Origin of the sequence: Brevundimonas sp. (assembly GCF_027484365.1) — a bacterium.
Lineage (GTDB): Bacteria > Pseudomonadota > Alphaproteobacteria > Caulobacterales > Caulobacteraceae > Brevundimonas.
Map to the genome: position 1 here is coordinate 114,710 of NZ_JAIXTC010000019.1, position 22,684 is coordinate 137,393.

A 22,684-nucleotide genomic window follows, 5' to 3' on the forward strand; every position below is an offset into this window, starting at 1 on the left:
CAAGGCGCCGGCCTCTGGGGCCGACGCCTTGCGACAGGTCAGCGGGCTGCGCCGCCCATTTCCCAGCGCTGCACCGGGATCAGCTCCAACTGGCCTTCCTCGGAGTCAGCCCGCGTCCGCGTTTCGGCCGCGCCCAGGCGGACGACCTCGGCGCGCACCCCGGTGTCTTCGTAGGTGAAGACAGGGTTGAGCTCGGTCTTCGGGCCGGGACCGGTGGCGCGGGTTTCCTGGCCGGCGGCGCCGAGGCGCTGCAGGCCGATGCGACCGCCATCGTCGTCGTAGTGATAGATCGGATTGAGTTCGGCCTTCTCGACGCCGACCTCCGCGCGGGTTTGGCTTTCGGCCGATCCGAGGCGGATCAGGCCGGACAGGGTCTTCAACATGACATTGCCTCCTAAAGCCGGAACGGGATGCTCCGGCTGGACAGCAAGTCGTCCAACGCCCTCTATTTTCAATCTATATTTGATCAATACTTTCCGCTGATTTTCGCATCATGGCGAACACAGGCTGCGCATGCGCTGCTCGCTCACTGTGGTAGGTCTCGACTACCGGTGAGAGATGATCGAGCCGCGCCTGAGAAAGCAGGCCTTCCATGCGATCGACGACCTCGGAGGGAAGCGGCGCCACACGCTCCTCAACGATGCGAATCGGCCTTAGCTGCGCCACCGTTCGGCGATGAGCGCGGACAAGAGCTCCGTTTCCGGACGCCTCGACGAGTTGGGCGAAGAGCCGTTCCAAGCGCTCCTGCGGGGCCCCCGCTTTCTCCGCGACGGGCCAGACGAGGCTGCTCCCGCAACGGATGAGCGCCCATTGCGCCAATCGCCCGTGGAGCTCGTAAAGTTCAATGATATCCGACGAGCTGGGACTGAGCGCGAAATACCCGCGCCCAGGTCGATGCTCGATGACGCCCTCGCCGGCTAGCCGCGCGAGCGCCTCGCGTACGGGCGTCGGGCTTAGCCCCAGTTCCTCGGCGACGGCTGTCGTGACCAGCGGCATGCCCCAGCCGAACCGGCCGGCTCCAGCGAACTGGGTGAGGGCCGTCAAGGCGAGGTGATAGGGATCCCTTATCTTCACGACGTTTCGCCTTCCGTCTCCGGAATCGCTACGCCCAGGAAGTCTTTGGCATGGCGGATCATCCCGCTCGTCCCTTGGCGGACGTGGATCGAACGAAAATTCTACAGGTTTCGTTAGCAACCCGCATGTTGTTTGCGCCTTTCCGCAAGCTTTAAACACCGTTTCCTTGGCGCCTTTCATTTGAAGCGTCGTTGGCGCATTTTTCAACCAGTAGGGGTTCTGAGGCGTAAGTCCGGCAGCCTCGAGAACGACGAGGAAAGCCGACCGATGGATCGTGCCGAACGCCAGTCCCAGAGCGAAACCCTGTCGGCTGCGCTTCGCCTGATCCGGACCCATCGCCGGATGAAGACAACCGAGATTGCTCAGGCGATGGGCATGGCCCTTCGATCATACGAACATTTCGAGTCCGGCGGCGGGCGCGTGAATCTCGAACGAATTCATCGCTTCGCCGAAGCGACGGATTGCGACGCCTACGCGATCCTGGCCGCGCTCGCTCTTGGATCACCGGAGTTCGCCCTGCGAACCGCCGACAACAAGTTGATGACGATTCTGATGGTCGCTTTGCAAGAGTTCGATGCCGAGGTCGGCGACGTGCTTGGCGAACTCGACGCCCGCACGATCATAAACACCTTCACCAAGGCGCTTAAGGATCTGGCCCTGCAGTCCGTGCGCCGCGACAGCGCCGCCAATGCATGGTTGCAGCAAAGGTTGGGAAAGTTGGTTGCGCCCGGCAACGGCGAGGACGGAGAATCCTCCGGGAATCCGACACCGTAGACGTCCCGCCGAGAACCTGCGGGCTTGCCGCAAACCCGCCGCTGGGTCTGTGTTTGAGCGCATGTCCGCGTATTCGTCCAGTAACCCGTTTCCCGGTTCGGACCTGACCGAACGTCTTTCCGACCGGCAGCGCCAATGTCTCGCCCTGGCGGCCCAGGGTCTGAGCTCCGCCCGGATCGCCGAACAGATCGGCATCTCGGGGCGGACCGTCGACGAACATCTGATGCTGGGTTGCCGCGCGCTCGGCGTTCGCACGCGTATCCAGGCGGTGGCGCGCCTGGCGGGCCAGGCGCGGCGACCCGGGGAACCGCGGACCTTCCTACCGTAGATTTCCGGCGGGAGGCTCGCGGGTCGTCAGCTCTCGGGCCGATCAGGTTTGCTTGGGGCTCTCGATGGAGCCCGCCTTGTTGGACCTCAACCTGATCCTCAGCCTGTCCCAGGCCTGCGCGCCGCAGGTGGCCCCGGAAACCCTGGCCGCCATCGCCTATGCGGAAAGCCGCTTCAACCCGGTCGCGATCGGGGTGAACCGGGGTCCGCGCCCATCCCGGCCGCCGCGTGACGCCGCCGACGCGGCGCGCATCGCCCGCGGCCTGCTGGCGCGCGGGGCGAATCTCGATCTCGGGGTGGCCCAGATCAACAGCGACAATCTGGATTGGCTCGGCCTGTCGGTCGAAGCGGCCTTCGACCCGTGCCGCAACCTCGCCGCCGCCGGCGTCGTCCTGCGTGCGGGCTATCGGCCGGCCGAGGGCGTCGATCGGCAGACGACGCTGAGGGTCGCGCTCTCCCGGTACAACACCGGCCATCCCGAGCGCGGCTTCCGTAACGGCTACGTCGGCCGGGTCGAGGCCGCCGCCGCGTCCCTGGGCGTCCTGCCCCTGGGGGACGTTCGTCCTGCAACGGACGACAGCCCCGCGCAGCCGGCCACGCCGCAGTCCCCGCCGCCCGACTGGGACGTCTTCGCACGCGCCCGGATCAGCGCCGTCCTCACCTTCACAGCCGCCCCAGACACGGAGTTCTGAGATGACCGCACGCGCGAACGCCCGCAGGGTCGGCGCCGCCGGCGCTATCGCCCTCGCCGCCAGCCTTCTCGTGGTTCAGCCGGCGCTCGCCTCGGCCAATGTCGAAGGCCTTCTCCAGAACGTCGTCGACATGCTCACCGGCAATACCGCCCGTCTGTTGGCGGTATTGGCGGTCGTGATCGTCGGCATCCTGTGGATGTTCGGCCTGTTCGACCTGCGCCGGGCGGCGATCGTCGTGCTCGGCATCGTCGTGGTCTTCGGCGCGGCCGAGATCGTCAACCTCATCACGGGCGGCGCCTGATGACCGTCGCCCCGCCCTGGCTGTGGATCGGGTCGGCGTCGGCCTTTCTCGCCCTGTGTCTGATGCTCGGCCTGAAGCTGATCTCGCCCAAGCGGTTCGCCCAGATCCTCGCCGGTCTCGGCTCGGGCCTGGCGATCGGCTTGGCCCTGACGCGCCTGTCGGCGGGAGGGCCCCATGGCTAGCGAACGTCTGACCGAGGATCCGCTGTTCCTGGCCTGCACGCGGCCGGCGATGATCCTCGGCGTGCCCATGGAGGCGATGGGCGTCAATGTCATCGTGTCGGGCGTCGTCTTCCTCGTCGGCGGCAGCCTGCTTTATCTGCTCGTCGCCCCGGCCCTGCACCTGGTGTTCCGGGCGATCTGCCGGGCCGACCACAACGCCTTCCGGCTGCTCTTCGTCTATGTCGACACCAAGGGCCGGTCGCGCAACGCGGCGCTCTGGGGCGGGAGTTCGGCGTCGCCCCTTCCCCTCGTCCGCCGCTATCGTCTGGCGGAGCTGTCCCGTGGCTGAGGGCGGCGTTGCTCCGGCGCGGCTGCGGCGCGAGGCCGACGCCCGACCGCATCTGCCCTACGCCCGTCACGTCTCGGACCATGTGGTGGCGCTCGACAGCGGCGCCCTGATGATGGTGTTTCAGGTCGACGGGGCCAGCTTCGAGACCGCCGACGCCCGCGATCTCAACGACTGGCACGTCAAGCTCAACCAGGCCTGGCGCAATCTCGCCGACGACCGTCTGGCGGTCTGGCATCATGTGGTGCGACGCCCGGTCGAGCTGGAGCGGTCGGCCGGCTTCCGCTCGGCCTTCGCCGGCGAGCTCGGCGCCCTCTACGACGACCGTGTCGCGGGACGGCGGCTCTGGATCAATGAGTTGTTCGTCACCCTCGTCCTGCATCCCGGTCGGGACGCCGGCGACCGCGCCGCGGCGCTCGCCAAACGCCTGAAGGCGGCGCGCCGCCACGACGCCGAGGTCGAACTCGCCCATCTCCAGCGCATCGAGGAGGCCGGGCGCGATCTGGTTCAGTACCTCGGGCGCTATGCGCCGCGCCGGCTCGGCCTCTACGAACGCGGCGGCCTGTGGTTCTCCGAGCCGATGGAGGTCATGCGGCTGGTCCTGACCGGGCGCCGGTCGTCGGTCCCGATCGTGTTCGGCCACCTCGGTTCGGCGGTCTATACCGTGCGCGCCATCTTCGGGCGCGAGACCCTCGAGCTGCGGGACGCCGCCGAGGCGCGCTACGCCGGCGTCCTCGCCGTCAAGGAGTATCCGGCCACGACCCGGCCGGGACTGTGGGACGAACTGCTGAGCGTCCGGTTCGGCTTCGTGATCAGCCAGTCCTTCGCCTTCCTGTCCAAGGCCTCGGCCCGCGCGGTGATGGAGCGCAAGCAGAACCAGATGGTCTCGGCGCGGGACCGCGCGGCCTCGCAGATCACCGGCCTGTCGGACGCGCTCGACGATCTCGTCAGCAACCGCTTCGTCATGGGCGAGCACCAGGCCTCGATCCTCGTCCATGGCGACACCCCGACGGCACTGGCCGAGCACCTGTCCAAGGCCCGCGCCATCCTCGCCGATTCCGGCCTCGTCGTCGCGCGCGAGGACCTCGGCCTCGAGGCGGCCTTCTGGTCCCAGTTCCCCGGGGCTTTCGCCCGTCGCACCCGGCCGGCGGCGATCACCTCGCGCAATTTCGCGGCCCTGGCGCCGTTCCACGCCCATCCGGTGGGCAAGGCGCGCGGCAACCACTGGGGCGAGGCCGTCGCGGTGCTCCGCACCACGGCCGGTTCGCCCTTCTGGTTCAACTTCCATGTCGGCGATCTCGGCCACACCTTCATCTGCGGGCCTTCGGGGTCGGGCAAGACCGTGGTCCAGAACTTCATGCTGGCGCAGTTGGAGCGGTTTGACGCCCAGCAGCTCTTCATCGACAAGGACCGGGGCGCCGAGATCTTCGTCCGCGCCTGTGGCGGGACCTATCTCGCCCTGCGCAACGGCGAACCGACCGGCTTCGCCCCGTTCAAGGCCCTCGCCCCCAGTCCCGCCAACCGCGCCTTCCTCGTCCGCCTGGTCCGGACCCTCGTCGCCCGGCCGGACGAGACCCTGACGGTGCCCCAGGCCCGCGCCATCGATCAGGGCGTGGCCGCGCTGGAGGCCCTGCCGCGAGAGCGGCGATCCATCGCCGCCCTGCGCAGCCTCCTCGGCCAGGGCGACGCCAGCGGCGTGGGCGCGCGGCTGGAGCGTTGGCAAAGGGGCGGTCCCCTCGGCTGGGTCCTCGACAATGACGAGGACGCCCTCAGCCTGGAGGCCCGCTTCGCCGGCTTCGACATCACCCAGGTCCTCGACCACGACGAGGTCCGTACGCCAGCGATGTTGTATCTGTTCCACCGCATCGCCGACCGCGTCGACGGTCGTCGCCTCGTCCTCGACATCGACGAGTTCTGGAAGGTCCTCGGCGACCCGGCCTTCACGGAACTGGCCCAGGATGGGCTCAAGACCTGGCGCAAACAGAACGCCCTGATGGTGTTCGGCACCCAGTCGCCGGCCGACGCCCTGCGCTCCCCGATCGCCCACGCCATCCTCGAACAGTGCGCGACCAAGATCTTCCTGCCCAACGCCCACGGCCAGGCGCGCGACTATATCGACGGCTTCGGCCTCACCCAGGAGGAGTTCCGTCTGGTGCGGGAGGTCCTGACCCCGGAGTCGCACCGTTTCCTGGTCAAGCAGGGCCACGACAGCGTGGTCGTGGAACTGGACCTGAGCGGCATGGACGACGCCCTGGCGGTCCTGTCCGGCCGCACCGAAACCACGGCCCTGCTCGACCGCCTCCGCGCCGAGGTCGGCGACGACTACGCGCTGTGGCGCGATCCCTTCCATGACCAGAGGAGGTTCCTGTGAGAGCCCGCATCCCCTTCGCTGCGGCGGCCGCCGCCCTCGTCCTCGCCTGCGCGCCGGCCGTCCAGGCGCAGCAGATCGTCCACGACCCCCGGGCCCTGGCCCAGATGGTCGAGGAGGCCCGCACCACCCTGGACCAACTGAGAGCGCTGCAGACCCAGATCGAGCAGGGCCAACAGCTCTTCGACAGCCTGAACGACCTGTCGGGCGTCAACGCCTTGGCCGCTGAACTCGGCCTGCCGACGGTGCGCAATCCGCTGCCGGACATGCGCGCCTTGCGCGCCGCGGCCGACGGCGATCTCTCCGCCCTCGGCGACCTCGCCGACCGCGCCGACGCCATCCGCCGCGACACCCGGCTCTACACGCCGCCGGCGGGCGATCCGGGTTCAGCGGAAGCCTATTATCGCGACAGCCTCGAACGCGCCGGCGCCCGCACCGCGCGGGATCTCGCCATCGGCGAAGCCGTCGGCGGCGCGGCGGATCGCCGCCTGCAGGGTCTGGAGACGCTTCGCTCCGCCCTCGACACCGCGCCCAACGCCCGCGCGGTCATGGACCTGGAAGCCCGCCTCGCGGCCGAACAGGCCCTGATCCAGAACGAGCAGGTCCGGCTGCAGGGTCTCGCCCTGACCCAGGCGGCCGAGGCGCGGCTGGAGGAGCAGCGCGCCCGGGAACGGGCCGAGGCCGCCCGGGCGGCCCGCATGGATGTCTACGAACGGGCGTTCCGGTGAAACGGTCCGCGCTGCTCGTCGCTCTCGGCCTCGTCGGCTGCGGGGCGACCGACCGGACCGCTGAAGACTTCGCCGCCGATCCCGAAGCGGCCGAAGCGATCGTGGCGGCATGCGACGCCGGCCGCACCAACGACGAATGCGAGGCGGCGCGGCGCGGTCTGGCCGACGCGCGGCGCGAGGCGCGGATGCGCGCCTATGAGCGGGCCTTCTGAGGAACCCGACGATGAGCTTTCGCGTCTTCGAGCCCAGCTACGACTTCATCGACGAACGGCTCAACGTCTTCCTCGGCGACCGTCTGTCGTCGGTGATCGCCGAGGTCGAGGGACCGCTGCGCATCGCCCTGGTCCTCTATGTCGTGCTCTATGGCGTCGCCATCCTGAGGGGCGCGATCAGCGAACCGGTGATGGATTTCGCGGTCCGGTCGCTGAAGCTGGCCTTCCTGTATTTGCTGGCGACCACGGCCGCCTATTCGACCTTCGTCACCGAGCCGCTGTTCACCGGCCTGCCCAACGCCCTGACCCGGGCCGTCAGCGGCGCGGACACGCCCAGCGTCGGCGCGGCCTTCGACCAGTTCTTCGCCTATGCGGCCTGGCTGGGCGAGGACATCTCGCGCGAAGGCTCGGCCTTCAATCCCGGTCCCTGGGTGGTTTCGGCCGCCGTCTTCATCATCGGCGCCCTGGCCGCCGCCCTCGGGTTCGGCGTGGTGCTGGTGGCCAAACTGGCTCTGGCGCTGCTCGTCACCCTCGGCCCCATCTTCATCGCCTGCGCCCTGTTCGACGCCACCCGCCGCTTCTTCTTCGGCTGGCTCAGCCAGGCGGTGAACTATCTCGTCCTGTTCGCCCTGATCATCGTCATCTTCCAGCTGGTCCTGTCGCTCGTGCGCGACCAGTGGGGCGCGATCCAGGGAGCCGACCCGATGATCGGCGGGCTGATCTTCATCGCCCTGTGCCTGCTCGGGGCGATCTTCTTTCTGCAGACCCCGGCCATCGCCGCCGGCATCGCGGGCGGCGCCAGCGCCGGCCTCGCCGACTTCGCCAACGCCGCGGCCCTGGGCGGGAGCGGCTCGGGCCGCTCCCAAGGTCCGCAAGAAGCCAGCCGCCAGCCGCCCAGGGGCGGCGGCACCATCCGACCGAGAGGCGCCTGACATGACCTATCGCTCCCTCCTGTTCGCCGGCCTGATGCTGCTGGGCGCCTGCGCCCACCGGGGCGATCCGGCGTTGCCGACCTGCGACGGCTCGGCCCGGCGGCCCGCCAATCCCCACGGATCGGTGCTCGCGCCGCAGACCGAACCCCCATCGGTCCCCGAGGCCGTAAGCTCGGACACGGGAGGCTGCGCATGAGCGGCGTCCCCTCCCCTGAACTGAAGCGCTACTTCACCGAGGCGCGACGCTGGGATCAGGACCGGCTGGCCTCGGCGCTCCGGTCCCGACGCCTGGCCTGGTCGGCCGCCGCCCTGGCTACGGGGCTAGCAGTGATCGCGACCGGCGCGGTGGCGATGCTGACCCCGCTGAAGTCCACCGAACCTTTCGTCATCCGGGTGGACCAGACGACCGGGGCGGTCGATGTCATGCGCGGCCTCTCGGCCGAGGATGGGCCGGTCCGCTACGACGAGGCCGTCAGCAAATATTTCCTCGGCCAATATGTGCGCCAGCGCGAGGGCTACCTCGATCCGGCCGCCGAGGACGCCTTCCGGCTCGTCTCCATCCTGTCGGCCCCGGCCGAACAGCGGCGCTGGGCCGATCTGTTCCGCGGCTCCAATCCCGCCAGTCCGCAGAACCTCTACGGCCGAGACGGCGAGGCCATCATTTCGATCCGCGCCATCGGCTTCATCAACGACGGCGTCGCCAACGTTCGCTTCCACCGCACGGTCCGTCAGGCCCAGCAGACCGTGGAGAGCGACTGGATCGCCACCATCGCCTTCACCTACACCCGCGCGCCGATGTCCGAGCCGGATCGTCTGAGGAACCCCCTCGGCTTCCAGGTGACGTCCTACCGCGCCGATCCGGAGGTCATCCGATGAGACGCTCGCCTTCCCTCCTGGCCCTGATCGCCGCCCTCGCCCTCGCGTCCCCGGCCGCGGCGCAGGCCCCGCTGGACCCGCGGATCCGCGAGCTCACCTATGATCCGGCGGCCGTCTACCGGATCGCCGGGGCGTTCCGCACGGCGACCCAGATCGTCTTCTCGCCGGAGGAGACCATCCGCCATGCCGCCATAGGCGACAGCGTCGCCTGGGAGGTGGCCGCCGAAGGATCGGTGCTCTTCCTCAAGCCTCGGGAACGTCATCAGGCGACCAACCTTCTGGTCGTCACAGAGCGCGAGGGTGCGGTCCGGCACTACGCATTCGAACTGCTCGCCCGCGAGCCCGGCGACCGGACGGCGATCGCCTATCAGGTCCGGTTCCGCTACCCGGCCGACGAACAGGCCCAGGCGGCCGGTGCGCTGGCCGTCCAGGCCGCAGCCGTCGAGCAGCGCCTCATCGGACTGGAGCTGGAGCGAGGCGTGGTCGAGGGTCCCCGCAACCTGGCCTGGTCGGCCCAAGGCGACGCCGCCTTGCAGCCGAGCGAGGTCAGCGACAACGGCCGCTTCACCGTGCTGCGTTTCCCTGGCGTCCAGGCCCTGCCCGCTGTGTTCGAAGTCGGCGAGGATGGATCGGAGCGCCTGGTCCCCTACGACGTCCGCGGCGAGTTCGTGGTGATCCACGGCGTGACGCGGGGTCTGCGGCTGAGGCGGGGCCAGTCGGTCCTGTGCCTGTTCAACGACGCCTATGACGCCCGTGGGGTCGGCGTGGGCACCGGGACGGCCTCGCCGGTCGTCGATCGCGCGCCCCTCGGAGGCCGGTCATGAGTGCGCCCGACCCCACGCCGCCGGCCGACGCGCCTCGCCCGCCCTCCGCGCCGGCCGATCGCGGCGTCTCGCCGATTGCCGGACGGCTCGGCGGTCGGCAGGGCAAGGTCATCACCCTGGCCGCCCTGGCCGTCGGATGCGGCGTCTTCCTGATCGCCAGCTGGGATCGCGGTGATGCGGGCAACGCCGAACCGGCCCGTCGCGACGAGCCCGCCCGGCAGACGACGCCGTTCGAGCCCGCCCGCCGCGAGGCGCCGCCCTTGCTGAGCGACGCCGTCGTCGATCCCGACGCGCCGACCCTGACCGGCGAAGAGGCCATCCCGCCGCTCGAAGCCGCCCCCCGGGATGGCGCGACACCCCGTTCCGGCTCCAGTCCGGTGGAACAGCGGCGCGCCCTGGCCGAAAGCGCCCGGCGCGCGCCCGTGCTCGCCTATAGCCGGGCGGCGGGCGGCCAGCCGGGGGCGCCGCCGATCTCGACGACGCCGACGCCTCCGGGCGAACCGACGTCGCTCGACCAGCTGCGTCAGCTCACGCCCGTGGGCCAGACGCGCGCCGGCCGCCTGCCGGACCGCAACCTGCTGGTCACGGCGGGGACCAGCGTGCCCTGTGTCCTGCAGACGGCCCTGGACAGCACCACGCCCGGCTATGTGACCTGCGTCCTGCCGCGAGACGTCTGGTCCGACAACGGCGCCGTGGTCCTGATGGAGCGCGGCACCCGGGTTCTGGGCGAGTATCGCGGCGGCCTTCAACAGGGCCGCCGGCGGCTGTTCGTGCTCTGGACCCGGGCGGTGACCCCGACCGGGGTGGCTGTCGCCCTGGCCTCCCCGGCCGCCGACGCCCTGGGCCGATCGGGGTTCGACGGCGTGGTCGACACCCATTTCTGGGACCGGTTCGGCGGCGCCCTGCTGCTCTCCATCGTCGACGACGGCGTCTACGCCGCCGCCGGCCGGAACGACGGCGCCTCCTCCATGGCGCGCGTCCCGTCCGACGCGGCGAGCATCGCCCTCCAGGGCTCGGTCGAGATCCCGCCGACGCTGCGCAAGGGCCAGGGCGCCGAGGTGTCGATCTTCGTGGCCCAGGACTTGGATTTCGCCGGGGTCTATCAGCTGCGGTCGCGCTGATGGACGACACCTCGGTCCTCGATCACTACCTCGCGCCGCTCCGCCCTTTCCTGGAACCGGCGACCGTCACCGAGGTCGTCATCAACCGGCCCGGCGAGGTCGGGGTCGAGGCCGACGGGGTCTGGCGCTGGTCCGAAGCGCCGGAGCTGACCGAGGCCTGGCTGCGCACCCTGGCGGTGGCGGCCGCGGCCTATACCCGTCAGGACGTGGGCCCTGAACAGCCGATCTGTTCGACCACCCTGCCCGGCGACGTGCGCTGCCAGATCGTCCTGCCCCCGGTGGCGGCGGACGGCGGCCTCTCCCTGACCCTGAGAAAGCCGTCGCGGCGACGCCTCGGCCTGGCGGAGTTCGCGGCGGCCGGCCTGTTCGATCAGGTCGCGGACGCCCAGGCGGAGGCCACGGACCTGGCCGACGCCGAACTGGTGCGTCTGCGCCAGGCCGGGGATTGGCCGGGGTTTCTGACCCTGGCGGTCGCGGCCCGACGCAACATCCTGATCTCCGGCGCGACCGGCTCGGGTAAGACCACCCTGGCCAAGGGGCTGATCGAACTCATCCCGGACCATGAGCGCCTGCTGACCATCGAGGACACCCGCGAGTTCGTGGTGCCGCACCGCAACGTCGTCCATCTGGTCTATTCCAAGGACGGACAGGGTCTGGCCCGGATCGGCCCCAAACAGCTTCTGGAAAGCGCCCTGCGCATGCGGCCGGACCGCATCCTGCTGCAGGAGTTGCGCGACGGCACGGCCTTTTTCTACCTGCGCAACGTCAACTCCGGCCACCCCGGCTCGATCACGACGGTGCATGCGGATTCCGCCGCCCTGGCCTTCGAACAGCTCACCCTGCTGGTGCGGGAATCCGAAGGCGGGCGAGACCTGCCGCGCGAGGACATCCGCGCCCTGCTGCATCTGCTCGTCGACGTCGTCATCCAGATGAAGAAGGTCGACGGGCGCTTCCGCGTGACGGAGGTCTGGCATGACCCGGTTCGCAAGCGCCAGCCCGGGGGCTAGGGCGGCAGCGGTCGCGCTCAGCGGCCTGCTCGCCTTGAGCCTTCTGGCCGTCCTCGCTGTCCTCGTCGCCCTGGTCGGTCTGGGCCAGTTCTCCGGCGCCATCGATCCGGCCAAGGTTCCCGGTTGGCTCTGGTACTATCGCCAGGACCCCGAGGTGCGCCGCTGGTTGACCGTCGGCGCCTCGGTTTCGGCACTGGTCGGCGGCGTTCTCGTCGCGGCCGTCCTGCTCGCCCGACGCCGGCCCCTGCACGGCGCCGCCCGGTGGGCCTCAGGGTCGGAACAGCGGCGCGCGGGTCTGCGGGCGCATCGCGGCATCGTCCTGGGCCGGGCCGACGGCGACTTCCTCATGGCCGACGGTCCCGAGCACGTCATGCTCTACGCCCCGACCCGCACCGGCAAGGGCGTCGGCGTGGTCATCCCCAATCTCCTCGCCTGGCCGGACTCTGTGGTCGTGCTGGACATCAAGCGCGAGAACTTCCTCGCCACGGCGGGCTATCGCGCCGAGTCCGGCCAGACCGTGCGTCTGTTCGATCCCCTGGCGCGGGACGGCCGCACGGCCCGGTTCAACCCGCTGGGCCATGTCGATCGCACGGACCCGATCGCGGTGCTGGACGAGCTGCAGCGCATGGCGGCGATGCTGTTCCCGGTCCACGAGCGGGCCGATCCCTTCTGGGCGGAGGCGGCGCGGACCGGGTTCATCGGCGTGGGCGGCTATGTCGCGGCCACGCCCGAACGCCCCTTCACCCTTGGCGAGATCTTCCGCCAGCTCACCGCCGGCGACGCCCGCGCGCGGCTGCCCCGGATCGTCGCGGCCCGGGATCAGGAGGGTCGCCCCCTGCCCGGACCGGTCGTGGCCGCGCTCACCGATTTCACCAGTTCCAGCGAGAACACCTTCGCCTCGGTGCGCCAATCGATCACCACCCGGATGGGGCTGTGGCTCAATCCCCGGGTCGACGCCGCCACCGCCGCGTCGGATTTCGACCTGCGCGACCTGCGCGGCGGCCGTCTCTCCCTCTATCTGGGCGCCACGCCGGACAACATGCTGCGCATCCAGCCGCTCTACGCCCTGCTCTTCCAGCAACTGGTCGACCTGAACAGCCGCGCCCTGCCCGGCCCCGCCGACCGACCCGCCCTGATCGTGCTCGACGAGTTCGCCCGTCTCGGGCCGGCGCCGGTCCTCGCCCACGCCTTCGCCTGGGTCGCCGGCTACGGCCTGCGGCTGCTGGCGGTGCTTCAAAGCCCGTCGCAGCTGAGGGCGATCTACGGCCCGGACGTGGCCGAGGAGGTGATGACCAACTGCGGGGTCGAGATCGTCTTCGCGCCCAAGGAGCTCAAGATCGCCCAGGAGCTCAGCGATCGGCTCGGCGCCTATACGACGGACGGCCGCAGCCGCAGCCGGCCGACGGGGCTCAGCCCGGGTCGGCGCAGCACGACCGTCTCCGACCAGCGCCGGGCGCTCATGCTGCCCCAGGAGCTGATGCAGCTGCCGCAAACGGCCCTGATCGTGCTGAAGGCCGGCCTGCCCCCGGTCCGGGGCCGGAAGATCGCCTATTTCCGGGAGCGCGTCTTCCAGCGCCGGCTGCGGCCCGCCCCCGACCTCGCTCCGGTCGCCGCGCCGACATCGCCCCCCGCTCTGGAGGAGGATCCCATGGATTTCGACGTCATCGCGCGCGCCTTCGCCGCCGAAGGCCTGCCGCCGCCAGAGGCCGGGGCGGATGAAGACGCCATCGGCGCCTGGCTGGACCGGGTCGTCGATACGGCCGTGCTGGAGCGAGAACCGTGAAGGCGCCCGACGCCGCCGCGCCGTCCAACCGCCTCGGTCCCGCGGGCCCGGCCGGATCGCGCCGCTCGACCGCCAAGGGCGACGTGCCCGAGGCGGTGCTGGACCGTTATCTGGTCGAGCGCGACCTGCGGGGCCGGCCGGAACGCTTCTTTCGCGATCATCGCGCGGCCGAGCCGATGTTCCGCGACCGCGGCGGTTCACTCGTCTCAAACCAGGCCTATCCGGACGCCGTCATCGACATGCTCAAGATCGCCCGGCATCGCGGCTGGGACCAGGTTCGGGTGTCCGGCGATCCGGCCTTCCGTCGCGAGGTCTGGATTCAGGCCCAGGCTCTGGGAATGGAGGTGCAGGGTCATAGACCGCGCGAACGCGATCGGCAGGCCGCCGGCCTCGACCGTCCATTGCCCGGGCGAAACCCTGAATCCTCGAAGGCGCGCGACGCGTTCGCCGAGCGTCTGGCGAAAGCCGCCATCGTGGTGGCCCGGCTGGTCCCCGATCCCGCGATCCAGACGCGCCTGCTCGAGGCCGCCTGGGCGCGCGCGGGCCGATCTCGCCCGACGGAGCGCGAACCGGCGCGCGGACGCGACCGGCAGCGCTAGCGGCGCGCCGCTTGCAAGGGGTTCTTCAGGATCCGCGCGCCGAAGCTGAACTCGATTCCGCCGGGGGAAGGTGCTTCGTCGTGCACCCACTATTCGGCGACCAGCCAGCGAGATCTTCGGAGAACGCTGGTAAGCTTAACGGCAAGTCTCTACCATTGGTGGAGAACACCCCACGTAATGAGGGTGGAGCAATAGGTCGAGGATGGCCCAAGCGGATCTTTTTGCAGTCGATCAGACAATCAGCCTCGATCTGCCAATTCTGAACTACGGTCCGGTCCAACTCGGCATCGGCCAGGTTCGCCGTATTGTCAGGTTCGACGAGAAGGTAGAGGCCAGGTCCGAGGGCGAGGTCTTCGTCTCCGCGCGCATCAAGGAGCCGCTGTACCGGCTGCCATCCGGCGAGACGGTCGTCGTCACCACGCGCAAGATCGCCACGCGCCCGCCGGAGGCGGACGCAGTCTTGTTTCGTGAGGCCGACGGCACATTGCGCTGGCTGAAACACCGCGCCCTTGAGGCGATCGATCAGCGTGTGGCCGAGGCGGGATGGAAAGTTGCTCTCGACGAACTGGCGAACGCATGGAACGGCCGGTTCTTGTTCCAGGCCGAGCGCCCGGAAGCCGACGGAACTGTCCGTCCCGGCAATGAAGGTCTGCGACCGCCGCAGGTCGGGGCGCTTCATGCGATCGGTGCACACTGGAGCCTGTACCAGCAGCCTGCCACGGTCGTGATGCCGACCGGCACCGGCAAGACCGAAACGATGCTGTCGACGATGGCTGCCTACGCCCGCAAGCCGGTGCTGGTCATCGTGCCGTCGGATGCCCTGCGTTCACAGACCGCCAGAAAATTCCTCAGCTTTGGATTGCTGCGGAGGCTCGGCGTCCTGCTCGACGGCGCCCCTAACCCCTATGTCGGCGTCATCACCAAGGTCCCCAAGAAGGCCGAGGATCTCGAGATCTTTGAGCGCTCGAACGTCGTCATCGGGACCATGAGCGCCTTGGCGGACGCTGAGGCGCTGTGGCCGCGCATCGCGGATGCCGTCGGCCTTCTGATCGTCGACGAAGCCCATCACATCGGCGCAAAGACCTGGAGCGGATTTCGGGAGGCCTTTCGTGGCAAGCCCACGCTTCAGTTCACGGCGACGCCCTTCCGGCGCGACGGCAAGCTCGTCGATGGTCATGTAATCTACAACTACCCCCTGCGGATGGCGCAGACTGACGGCTACTTCAAACCGATCACGTTTGACCCCGTCTACGAGCCGATCCTGGATCATGCCGATGAGGCTATCGCCACAGCGGCCGTGGCGCGGCTACGCGACGATCTCGCGGGTGGCTTTAACCATCTGATGATGGCCCGGTGCCGGACGATCGAGCGCGCGACGGCGGTGTTCGCGATCTACCGGCGCCTCGCACCTGATCTCAATCCGATCCTGCTGCACTCGAAGCTGAACGACACCGACAGCCGGGTGGACGATCTGCGCGCGGGCAAGCACCGGATCGCCGTCTGCGTCAACATGCTCGGCGAGGGGTTCGACCTTCCTGAACTGAAGGTCGCGGCCATTCACGACCTCCACAAGAGTCTTGCCGTCCTCCTCCAGTTCACCGGGCGCTTCACGCGCAGCACCGGCGACCGGATCGGCGACGCCTCGGTGGTTGCGAACATCGCCGAACCGAACGTGTCCAGCGCGCTGGAGCGGCTCTACAGCGAAGATGCCGACTGGAACCAGCTCCTGAGCGAGTTGAGCTCACAGGCGGCCCGCGAACACGCGAAGCTGATGGAGTTCCTGAATGCGTCCAAACGGCTTGACGACAGCCTCGACGACGACACGGCGATCTCGCACCAGTTGCTGCGCCCAACCTTGAGCACGCTGTTCTATGAGGCCCCGAATTTTAAGCCCCGAAGCTTCCATGCAGGACTTCCGGAAAGCATGATCCCCCATGCGGTGTGGCTGAACGAGGCGAGCAACACCCTCTTCTTCGTCACCCGCACCGAACCGTTCCTGAAATGGACGCGAGCACGCTCGGTTCGCGACCGAACCTGGGACCTCTTCATCCTGCATTACGACGAAGCCAGGAAGCTGCTCTACCTCTCGTCAAGCGACCATGATTCCGCGTTCGAGGACCTTGCGAAGGCGGTCGGCGCGACCAGGCTGATATTCGGCGACGTCATGTTCCGCAGCCTCGGCCGCATATCGCGTCTGCTGTTCCAGAATGTCGGGGTGAAGAAGCACGGTCGGCGAAACCTGTCCTACGCGATGTATACCGGCGCGGACGTGAAACAGGCGCTTGGCCTCTCGGAAAAGGCCGGCTCCGTCAAATCCAATCTCAGCGGCACCGGCTGGGAGGGCGGCCGTCAGATCACCATCGGCTGTTCTTTCAAGGGTCGGGTCTGGTCGCGTGAGCAGGGCTCGATCCCGCGCTTCACTGAATGGTGCGAAACCGTCGGCGACAAGTTGCTGGATGGAAGCATCGACACGTCGAAGCTCATCGACAATGTGCTGATCCCGAACGAGGTCTTCGCGCTGCCGGCGGCCGACCCGTTCAGCATCGAGTGGCCGCTTGAAATGCTGCGGCAGGCCGAAGAGCGAGTCACATTCAGGAACGGTACGAGCGAAGGCGCGATGACGAGCTTTGAGCTTGTCCTGGGGACGACTGATCGTGCGGCCGACGCCATCGACTTCGAGTTGGTCGAAGCGACGCGCGGAACGTGGGGAACCTTCCGTTTCAGGCTCGGCGGGGAACATGGATTCTCGGTCAGCCAGGTTGCCGGCGCCACGGTCCGCGTGACCGTGGGCAAGCTGCAGCAGACGCTCGCCGAGTATTTCTCGAACTACCCGCCGCTCTTCAGGTTGGTGGACCTGACGGAACTCGATGCGAACCTGCATATCGGGCCGCAAATCCCGCAGACCCTCGTCATCTCGGAGGATCGGTTTGAGACCTGGGAATGGGACGGCGTCGACTTCAAGAAAGAGAGCCTGTGGAAGGCAGGTGTGGAGCGGGCGGACTCCATTCAGGCGCACGCCGCCCAGCACTATATCGAGAGTGGCTTTGACGTCGTTTTCGATGATGACGCCGCCGGCGAAGCCGCTGACCTAGTGTGCATGAAGATCGAAGACGGATTCATCCGTGTGGCGTTCGTGCATTGCAAGTTCGCGGGCGGCGCGACGCCGGGGGAGCGCATCAAGGATGTTGTGGAGGTTAGCTCACAGGCGGTCCGATCGGCGAAATGGAGCGGCAAGTTCCCTCAACTTTGCCAGCACATCCGGAACCGCGAAGCGACACTGCGCCGGGCTGACCGGCCCACCCGATTTCTGGCGGGCTCGGCAGCCGATATAAACAAGATGGTCAAGCTCAACCGCGCGATGCCGGTAAAGCCCGAAGTCCTGATCGCGCAGCCCGGGCTGTCCAAGGCCAATCGCACGCCCGATCAGACGGTGGTGCTGGCGGCCGCCCTTACCTTCCTCCGGGAAACCATCGACGTCGATCTCACCATCGTTTGCAGCGAATAGGTACGGATATGCTGAAATGGTTGTTCGGCGCCAATGAGCGCGCCACAGGGGAGCCGGAGCCGCCGGCCGGGTCAAGACGGCGCATCAGCCGACAGTCGCTGGATGATGTCAGCCCTATCGTTCACATTCCCGAGCTGAATTTCATCGGCCATCAGGTGCGATCGGCGAACGGTCGTTTCATCCTGCTATGGCGCGACGGCAACGACGCCGGGACGGTCGGGGGCGCCAGACAGTCAGGCTTGGGGCGCTACTACCTTATCGACGGGGATCTTGTCGTAGCCGAAGGCCGAGTGGAGCGCCCCAATGACGGCCGGGTCGCAAACAACGGCACCTTCACGCTGAACGACTGGCGCTTCACGTCAGAACTCTGCGGCATGTTTCTGGCCTTCCGCGCCGATGGAAGTCCGATCATCGCGCGGACCTTCGCCGCCAACATCTTTGACAGCGGATTGTCCGACGATGGACGCTACGCCGTTTGCCAGGCCTGCAACGCGCCGAATTCAGAAGACAGTTCACGCCTGGTCATCTTCGACCTCGAAACCGGGATCGAGACGGGAAGCTGTGTGCCTGAATCGGGTTGGGCGGCGCGCTATGAGTTCCCGACGGATCGCCCGGTGGTGCGATTGCTCTACCTTAAGGGCGAAGGATTCGACTACGGCCTCGACGGTGCCTTCCTGGATCGTGACGCGTGGGTTGAGGCCTCACTGGCCAAGGGCGATGTGTATCTCGTGCAGAAACTGTTCCGTGCGACGGGCGATGCGCCCTCCCCGGAACTGGCAAACCGGCTTCTGATCAGCCTGAACGGCTTTCTCATCAACGCTGGCGATCTGGAGCCGCACACGCGCGCCCTTGCATTGAAACTGAAGGGCGCCTGCTGCGAAATCCTCGAGGAGTTCCCGAAAGCGCTGCGGAGCTACGACGCGGCCCTGGCGCTTGATCCAAAGATCGGCGTCAAACGCCGGGCAGAGCAGCTCCGCAAGCTGACCGGCAGTTAGGTCGGTTACTCACCGTCGTCATCATCGTCGGCGGCGGCGAACCGGTCCAGCTCCAGCTCCAGCAAGCGCAGGCGGCTGTTGAACCCCGTGAAGATCGAGTTCGCGAGATCTCTGGGGAACCCCCGCGGCAGGCTGGCTTTGGTCGCCTGGATGGCCTCGGGAGCGTCAGCGACGAGTTGGGCGAACAGTCCGCGAATGGTCCCTTCGTCCAGGCCCGCTTTTGCGCCGGTCTGGTAGAAGTGCCGGGGCATGATGCCGTCGACTCGATAGTGTCGGCGGTCGCCTACGGCCATCGCCATCCGATAGCGGTTTCGCGTGAGTTGCCGGGCATCGTGGACGGGCTGAACGGATAGAACGTCGTAGAGAGGTGTGAGGCGGAAGCCGCTGCCGGGGTACAGAAATACGCTGAAGTTCTTTGCGTGCCCGTCGGTCGCACCGAGCAGCCAGAAGGCGATAATCGCCTTCATGAAAGCCTGACGATCAAGGGTCACCTCATCGCTCGCTCCGAGCAGATCGAGGCAGTCGATGATCCCAGGTCCGCCATCGTTCTCATACTTCTTCGTCCACGGCACCGAGAGCGCCTGGCAAAAGTCCTCCTGGGGCTGACGCAACAGGCGACCGTCGCGGGCGTAGGTGCGGTCAAAACGTTCGACGACAAGAACCCGCTTCCGACCGAAGGTCTGAATTTCGACATTGGCGGTGTCGAAGCCGAGCGCGCGCAGGAAGGTCAGACAGAGGTATTCGTTCTCGACGCTGTTGGAAAAATCGATGGCGCTGCCCGGCACCTTGCCGATCTGCGGTTTAAAAATGTGGGTGGTCGGCGTGGTGCCGTTCGGCTTCAGCCATTGGCCGTCATGACGGAGGAAGGCGGTCTTGTCCTGAACGCCAGCGAGTGAAATCCGGAAGTGCTCGCTGTCGTCGAGCCCCAGAGGATTTGCGGTCAGATCATCCAGAATTTTCGCAATGGCGCGGTCAGTGAGGGGCTCACCCTCGATCTTGCCCGGCCGGGGCGGTTCGCTGCCTTCGGGCAGGAATTGCAGGGCGCCCACGCAGTCACGGCCAATGACGGCCAGGAGGCTGTAGGCGTCGATTCCCTCGGCATCGACCCGCGCGGCGACCCGCCCGCGGATCTTCTCATTGTCGGGCAGCAGGTTGTCGAACACGGCGACGACCGGCGCCCCGAGATAACGATCCTCGCGAAGCGGCAGCGAAAGCGACACCGGGATCGCGTGCTCCCACGCCAGCCATGAGGGATCGTACTGAAAATCGATGGCTCCGCTGGTTTCCCGGCGAAGGCGACCGACGAGCCTGCCATTGAGGAAAACCAGGAGGGGCGCATTGCTCCGTCTGCGGGCCATCAGAACAGGTCCCCGATTTCAGGCGCCCGGCCCCGGCTTCTGCGCCGCACGACGATTTCCAGCTCGAGCGCACCAAGAGCGGCGAAGAGGGTTTCAAGCGTGCCGGAGCCGCTTTCCAGATTGGATATGGTCGCCTGGCGTTTGCTCGCCTTGGTCGCGAGATCGCCTTGGGTCATATCCGCCAACTTCCGAAATCGGCGAATGGCTGCGGCGAGCTGTTTTTCACTGCGGGCGATGGGCTCCATGTGAAACTCCTTTCATCGCCACATACGGAAATCCGCATCATTTGTCAATATACGCTTACGCGCATAAATTTAGACAATACGGAAATGCGGATAAAACGACGTCATACGCAAAACCGCACGGGATAGCGCCCGAAGCCAGACTGCAGAATACCTAGGACCGGATAAATCAAAGGCGAGCGTGTCGATGTTCCGCGGAAAGCAGGTCAGGCATGCGCCGTCTGGCTGACCGAACGCGCCAGCCAGGTCGGCAGACGCGACCCGACGGACACCAGTTCCCCGAAAGCCGAAGGCCCCAGCTTCCGTTTCAAGGTCTCGAGCGCCGGTCCCGCCTTCTCCGGCCCGAGCCAGGCCAGGGCGCGAACCGCTTCGCCGGCCGGACGATCGGCCAAGAGCAGCTGCCATGCGGGCGCGTGCTGGAATTCCACCGTCTGCTTGCCGACGCTGAAGGTGCGGCTTCTCCCATTGGTCAGATAGATCATGCGGATCGGCACCTGGGTGGTCAGACCCAGGGCGTTCGCCGCTGCCGCACCGTTGGAGGCGACGACCTCGCCGCGCTGTTCGCCCACGGCGCGCACCACCTTCTCGACCGAGGGGGTGCGGGAGCCGAACCGGCTTTCCAGCGGGCGCATATAGACGCCGCGACCGGCGCGCATGAGCCGACCCCGGCGAACCAGCCGCGACAGGGCCTGGTCCACCGCGGCGCGCGTGCCCAGGTGCAGCAGCGACTTGGCGGCGATCGGCGCGCCTTCCGGCAGCGTCGAGGCGCGCTCCATGATCTGGTCGGCGAGTGCTTGCATGACAACCTCAGTGTCAGAAATATAGGATAACTTCTGACACTTCGCCAAGACGACGGCGGCGACTCCGATGAAGGCCTGCCTAGCGGTCACGCGTCCGCCCGGGGTCGCGCTGAGTCTCGCCTCTCTGTCGCAGCGCCTGATCCCGCGTCATCGGCGCCGGTCGCTCCCGCACGAACCGCTCCACCAGAGCGGCAAGGACGCGGTTCCCGGGCCGCTCCGACCGCGACAGACGCAAGGCTTCGCCCACCAGGACGCGCCGGATAGCCAACTCGCGCGCCCGGATCGCCTCCAGCCACGGCGCTTCGCCTCCACCCGTGGTGAGCGCCGCCCGATAGGCGACGGCGAGCACCTCGGGTAGAGGCCCCTGCCCCGCCGCGAACCGTTCCCGCATCTTGCGCACCGGAATCCGTTCCGCCTTGCGGGTCACGCCCCGCGTCCGCCGCGGCGTCGCCTCGGCCTCTATGGCTCGGTCGCGAAGCGCGCGGGCGAATCCTTCCCGCCAACCCTGCAGGTCCGCCTTACGCGGATTGAGCCGCTCGCCGTCCTGCCCGAGCCTTCGCACCGACAGATGGACATGCGGGTGCCGGCCTTCGTCATGGAGGGCGAAGACATAGGGAAAGCGTTCGCCGAAGGTCTCGGCCGCGAAGGCCCGCGCCGCGTCATGCAGGCGGACGGCGTCGGTTCCGGCCGGCATGCTCAGGATGATCGACAGGCTGATCGATGCGTCCCGTCTGCGTCCCGGCTCAAACGCAAACTCCTCGGCCCAGTCGCGCGCCAGATCCCGCACCTGTCCACGGCCTTCCAGCCGCTCCGCATCGGGGCCCTCCAGCGCCAGGGCGCCGTTGCGGCTGATGTAGTCCAGGTGCGCTTTCAGATGGGCGCCGTCCCGGGTCCGGCCGGTGATCTTCACCATCACCTCGGGTGCGCGCCGCGCCACCCGCGCGAACCGGGCGGACGGATCGCCACCGCCTCCGCGAGCCGGCCGCAGCACCGCGGGCGTGATCCGGGCGCGACGGATATCGACGGGCGGCCGCAGCACCTCATCGAACCCGCGCGATGACCGGAAGTCGGTCACGAGGCCGGCGCCCAGTAGGCGAGATTGCCCTCGAAGGCCTCGCCGAGCGCATCGACCCAGGCCGAGATTTCCACTTGGAAGGCGCCGAGTTGACCCAGCTCCAGATCCAGCACCGGGCCGTCCATCACGGCGGTGTTCAGGGCCCGGGCGATCTGGTTGACGTTCACGCCGATCCGCCTCAGTTCGCGGCGCACCTCGATCAGGGCCAGAGCTTCGGGCCGGCTGAACTGCGGCCGATCGTGGAGACGGCGACGGATGAGCGCCGCGCTCCACTGGGTCCGCGACAGGCCCATCGCGGCCGCCTCGACCTCCAGGAGACGCAGGTCCGCTTCGCCCAGACGCAGGGTCAGCTTGCCCGACCTGGCCGTGGTCGGCCCTTGCTCCGGCGCCGGCAGGGGCGCTTGGGCGGCGGCTTCCATGAGCCTTCGCAACAGCCGCGAGCGTCCGCCCTGACCGGCCGCGGCGGCGTCGAACCGGCGGATCAGATCGGGTGAAAGGCGAAGAGTGATGCGGTCCATCGGAGAGCGGGTTTGTCAGACATTGCCGGCGCAAAGCCTATCCTGCCCTAGACCGTCACCACCCTC

26 protein-coding genes are annotated in these 22,684 nt (G+C 68.0%); 19 read left to right on the forward strand and 7 right to left on the reverse strand.

The annotated features are described in order from the left end of the window. Nucleotides 1-38 precede the first annotated feature (38 nt). Nucleotides 39-383, reverse strand: a complete 345-nt coding sequence (locus Q0044_RS09970) for a hypothetical protein (RefSeq protein WP_298161911.1) — start codon at nucleotides 381-383, stop codon at nucleotides 39-41. 73 nt (nucleotides 384-456) lie between these two features. Continuing rightward, nucleotides 457-1,074 carry a GntR family transcriptional regulator gene (locus Q0044_RS09975; RefSeq protein WP_298161913.1) on the reverse strand — a complete coding sequence of 206 codons (618 nt, stop codon included), beginning with the start codon at nucleotides 1,072-1,074 and terminating at the stop codon, nucleotides 457-459. A gap of 267 nt (nucleotides 1,075-1,341) precedes the next feature. Between Q0044_RS09975 and Q0044_RS09980 the strand changes: the two genes are divergently transcribed. The 19 genes from Q0044_RS09980 to Q0044_RS10070 all read left to right on the forward strand — a co-directional run bounded on the left by Q0044_RS09980 (nucleotide 1,342) and on the right by Q0044_RS10070 (nucleotide 18,625). Further along, nucleotides 1,342-1,848: a helix-turn-helix domain-containing protein gene (locus Q0044_RS09980; RefSeq protein WP_298161915.1), complete on the forward strand. Its 507-nt coding sequence runs from the start codon at nucleotides 1,342-1,344 to the stop codon at nucleotides 1,846-1,848. A 61-nt stretch (nucleotides 1,849-1,909) separates the two neighbouring features. Further along, nucleotides 1,910-2,176, forward strand: a complete 267-nt coding sequence (locus Q0044_RS09985) for a helix-turn-helix domain-containing protein (RefSeq protein WP_298161917.1) — start codon at nucleotides 1,910-1,912, stop codon at nucleotides 2,174-2,176. A gap of 76 nt (nucleotides 2,177-2,252) precedes the next feature. After that, complete coding sequence (locus tag Q0044_RS09990) at nucleotides 2,253-2,867, forward strand: lytic transglycosylase domain-containing protein (protein WP_298161919.1); 615 nt, start codon at nucleotides 2,253-2,255, stop codon at nucleotides 2,865-2,867. Nucleotide 2,868: 1 nt separating this feature from the next. Continuing rightward, nucleotides 2,869-3,168: a TrbC/VirB2 family protein gene (locus tag Q0044_RS09995; protein WP_298161921.1), complete on the forward strand. Its 300-nt coding sequence runs from the start codon at nucleotides 2,869-2,871 to the stop codon at nucleotides 3,166-3,168. Next, the gene (locus Q0044_RS10000; protein ID WP_298161922.1) at nucleotides 3,168-3,350 is read left to right on the forward strand and encodes a hypothetical protein; all 183 of its coding nucleotides are present in this window, start codon (nucleotides 3,168-3,170) and stop codon (nucleotides 3,348-3,350) included. The genes Q0044_RS09995 and Q0044_RS10000 overlap by 1 nt, the downstream gene beginning before the upstream one ends. Further along, on the forward strand, nucleotides 3,343-3,678 hold the full coding sequence (locus Q0044_RS10005) for a VirB3 family type IV secretion system protein (RefSeq protein WP_298161923.1): 336 nt from the start codon (nucleotides 3,343-3,345) through the stop codon (nucleotides 3,676-3,678). Before Q0044_RS10000 ends, Q0044_RS10005 begins: the two co-directional genes overlap by 8 nt. Next, the gene (locus tag Q0044_RS10010; RefSeq protein WP_298161924.1) at nucleotides 3,671-6,046 is read left to right on the forward strand and encodes a VirB4 family type IV secretion/conjugal transfer ATPase; all 2,376 of its coding nucleotides are present in this window, start codon (nucleotides 3,671-3,673) and stop codon (nucleotides 6,044-6,046) included. Before Q0044_RS10005 ends, Q0044_RS10010 begins: the two co-directional genes overlap by 8 nt. Then, nucleotides 6,043-6,771 (forward strand): TrbJ/VirB5 family protein, encoded by a 729-nt coding sequence (locus Q0044_RS10015; RefSeq protein ID WP_298161926.1) that lies wholly within the window; start codon nucleotides 6,043-6,045, stop codon nucleotides 6,769-6,771. The genes Q0044_RS10010 and Q0044_RS10015 overlap by 4 nt, the downstream gene beginning before the upstream one ends. Continuing rightward, nucleotides 6,768-6,983 carry an EexN family lipoprotein gene (locus Q0044_RS10020; RefSeq protein WP_298161928.1) on the forward strand — a complete coding sequence of 72 codons (216 nt, stop codon included), beginning with the start codon at nucleotides 6,768-6,770 and terminating at the stop codon, nucleotides 6,981-6,983. The genes Q0044_RS10015 and Q0044_RS10020 overlap by 4 nt, the downstream gene beginning before the upstream one ends. Before the next feature lie 11 nt (nucleotides 6,984-6,994). Next, a complete protein-coding gene (locus Q0044_RS10025) occupies nucleotides 6,995-7,915 on the forward strand; it encodes a TrbL/VirB6 family protein (RefSeq protein ID WP_207931446.1) in 921 nt (306 codons plus the stop codon). Nucleotide 7,916: 1 nt separating this feature from the next. Next, nucleotides 7,917-8,111 carry a hypothetical protein gene (locus Q0044_RS10030; protein WP_207931445.1) on the forward strand — a complete coding sequence of 65 codons (195 nt, stop codon included), beginning with the start codon at nucleotides 7,917-7,919 and terminating at the stop codon, nucleotides 8,109-8,111. Then, complete coding sequence (locus Q0044_RS10035) at nucleotides 8,108-8,791, forward strand: VirB8 family type IV secretion system protein (RefSeq protein WP_298161930.1); 684 nt, start codon at nucleotides 8,108-8,110, stop codon at nucleotides 8,789-8,791. The genes Q0044_RS10030 and Q0044_RS10035 overlap by 4 nt, the downstream gene beginning before the upstream one ends. Continuing rightward, entirely contained in the window at nucleotides 8,788-9,615 is an 828-nt protein-coding gene (locus Q0044_RS10040; protein ID WP_298161931.1) for a TrbG/VirB9 family P-type conjugative transfer protein, read from the forward strand. The genes Q0044_RS10035 and Q0044_RS10040 overlap by 4 nt, the downstream gene beginning before the upstream one ends. Further along, a complete protein-coding gene (gene virB10, locus Q0044_RS10045) occupies nucleotides 9,612-10,736 on the forward strand; it encodes a type IV secretion system protein VirB10 (RefSeq protein ID WP_298161932.1) in 1,125 nt (374 codons plus the stop codon). Before Q0044_RS10040 ends, virB10 begins: the two co-directional genes overlap by 4 nt. Beyond that, nucleotides 10,736-11,743: a P-type DNA transfer ATPase VirB11 gene (virB11, locus tag Q0044_RS10050; protein WP_298161933.1), complete on the forward strand. Its 1,008-nt coding sequence runs from the start codon at nucleotides 10,736-10,738 to the stop codon at nucleotides 11,741-11,743. The genes virB10 and virB11 overlap by 1 nt, the downstream gene beginning before the upstream one ends. Beyond that, nucleotides 11,709-13,526 (forward strand): type IV secretory system conjugative DNA transfer family protein, encoded by a 1,818-nt coding sequence (locus Q0044_RS10055; RefSeq protein ID WP_298161934.1) that lies wholly within the window; start codon nucleotides 11,709-11,711, stop codon nucleotides 13,524-13,526. The genes virB11 and Q0044_RS10055 overlap by 35 nt, the downstream gene beginning before the upstream one ends. Further along, nucleotides 13,523-14,125: an LPD7 domain-containing protein gene (locus tag Q0044_RS10060; RefSeq protein WP_298161935.1), complete on the forward strand. Its 603-nt coding sequence runs from the start codon at nucleotides 13,523-13,525 to the stop codon at nucleotides 14,123-14,125. The genes Q0044_RS10055 and Q0044_RS10060 overlap by 4 nt, the downstream gene beginning before the upstream one ends. Nucleotides 14,126-14,327: 202 nt before the next feature. Then, nucleotides 14,328-17,630: a DEAD/DEAH box helicase gene (locus Q0044_RS10065; protein WP_298161936.1), complete on the forward strand. Its 3,303-nt coding sequence runs from the start codon at nucleotides 14,328-14,330 to the stop codon at nucleotides 17,628-17,630. 8 nt (nucleotides 17,631-17,638) lie between these two features. Continuing rightward, nucleotides 17,639-18,625 (forward strand): tetratricopeptide repeat protein, encoded by a 987-nt coding sequence (locus Q0044_RS10070; RefSeq protein ID WP_298161937.1) that lies wholly within the window; start codon nucleotides 17,639-17,641, stop codon nucleotides 18,623-18,625. A gap of 5 nt (nucleotides 18,626-18,630) precedes the next feature. Here the strand turns inward: Q0044_RS10070 and Q0044_RS10075 are convergent, their stop codons facing one another. The 5 genes from Q0044_RS10075 to mobC form a co-directional block, all read right to left on the reverse strand. Further along, on the reverse strand, nucleotides 18,631-19,983 hold the full coding sequence (locus Q0044_RS10075; protein ID WP_298161938.1) for a type II toxin-antitoxin system HipA family toxin: 1,353 nt from the start codon (nucleotides 19,981-19,983) through the stop codon (nucleotides 18,631-18,633). Continuing rightward, complete coding sequence (locus Q0044_RS10080; protein ID WP_298161940.1) at nucleotides 19,983-20,228, reverse strand: helix-turn-helix domain-containing protein; 246 nt, start codon at nucleotides 20,226-20,228, stop codon at nucleotides 19,983-19,985. The genes Q0044_RS10075 and Q0044_RS10080 overlap by 1 nt, the downstream gene beginning before the upstream one ends. Before the next feature lie 203 nt (nucleotides 20,229-20,431). After that, a complete protein-coding gene (locus tag Q0044_RS10085; RefSeq protein WP_298161941.1) occupies nucleotides 20,432-21,025 on the reverse strand; it encodes a DUF6088 family protein in 594 nt (197 codons plus the stop codon). 79 nt (nucleotides 21,026-21,104) lie between these two features. Beyond that, nucleotides 21,105-22,100, reverse strand: a complete 996-nt coding sequence (locus Q0044_RS10090; protein ID WP_298161942.1) for a relaxase/mobilization nuclease domain-containing protein — start codon at nucleotides 22,098-22,100, stop codon at nucleotides 21,105-21,107. After that, nucleotides 22,097-22,618, reverse strand: coding sequence for a plasmid mobilization relaxosome protein MobC (gene mobC / locus Q0044_RS10095; RefSeq protein ID WP_298161943.1), 522 nt, complete (start codon nucleotides 22,616-22,618; stop codon nucleotides 22,097-22,099). Before mobC ends, Q0044_RS10090 begins: the two co-directional genes overlap by 4 nt. Nucleotides 22,619-22,684: the final 66 nt, after the last annotated feature.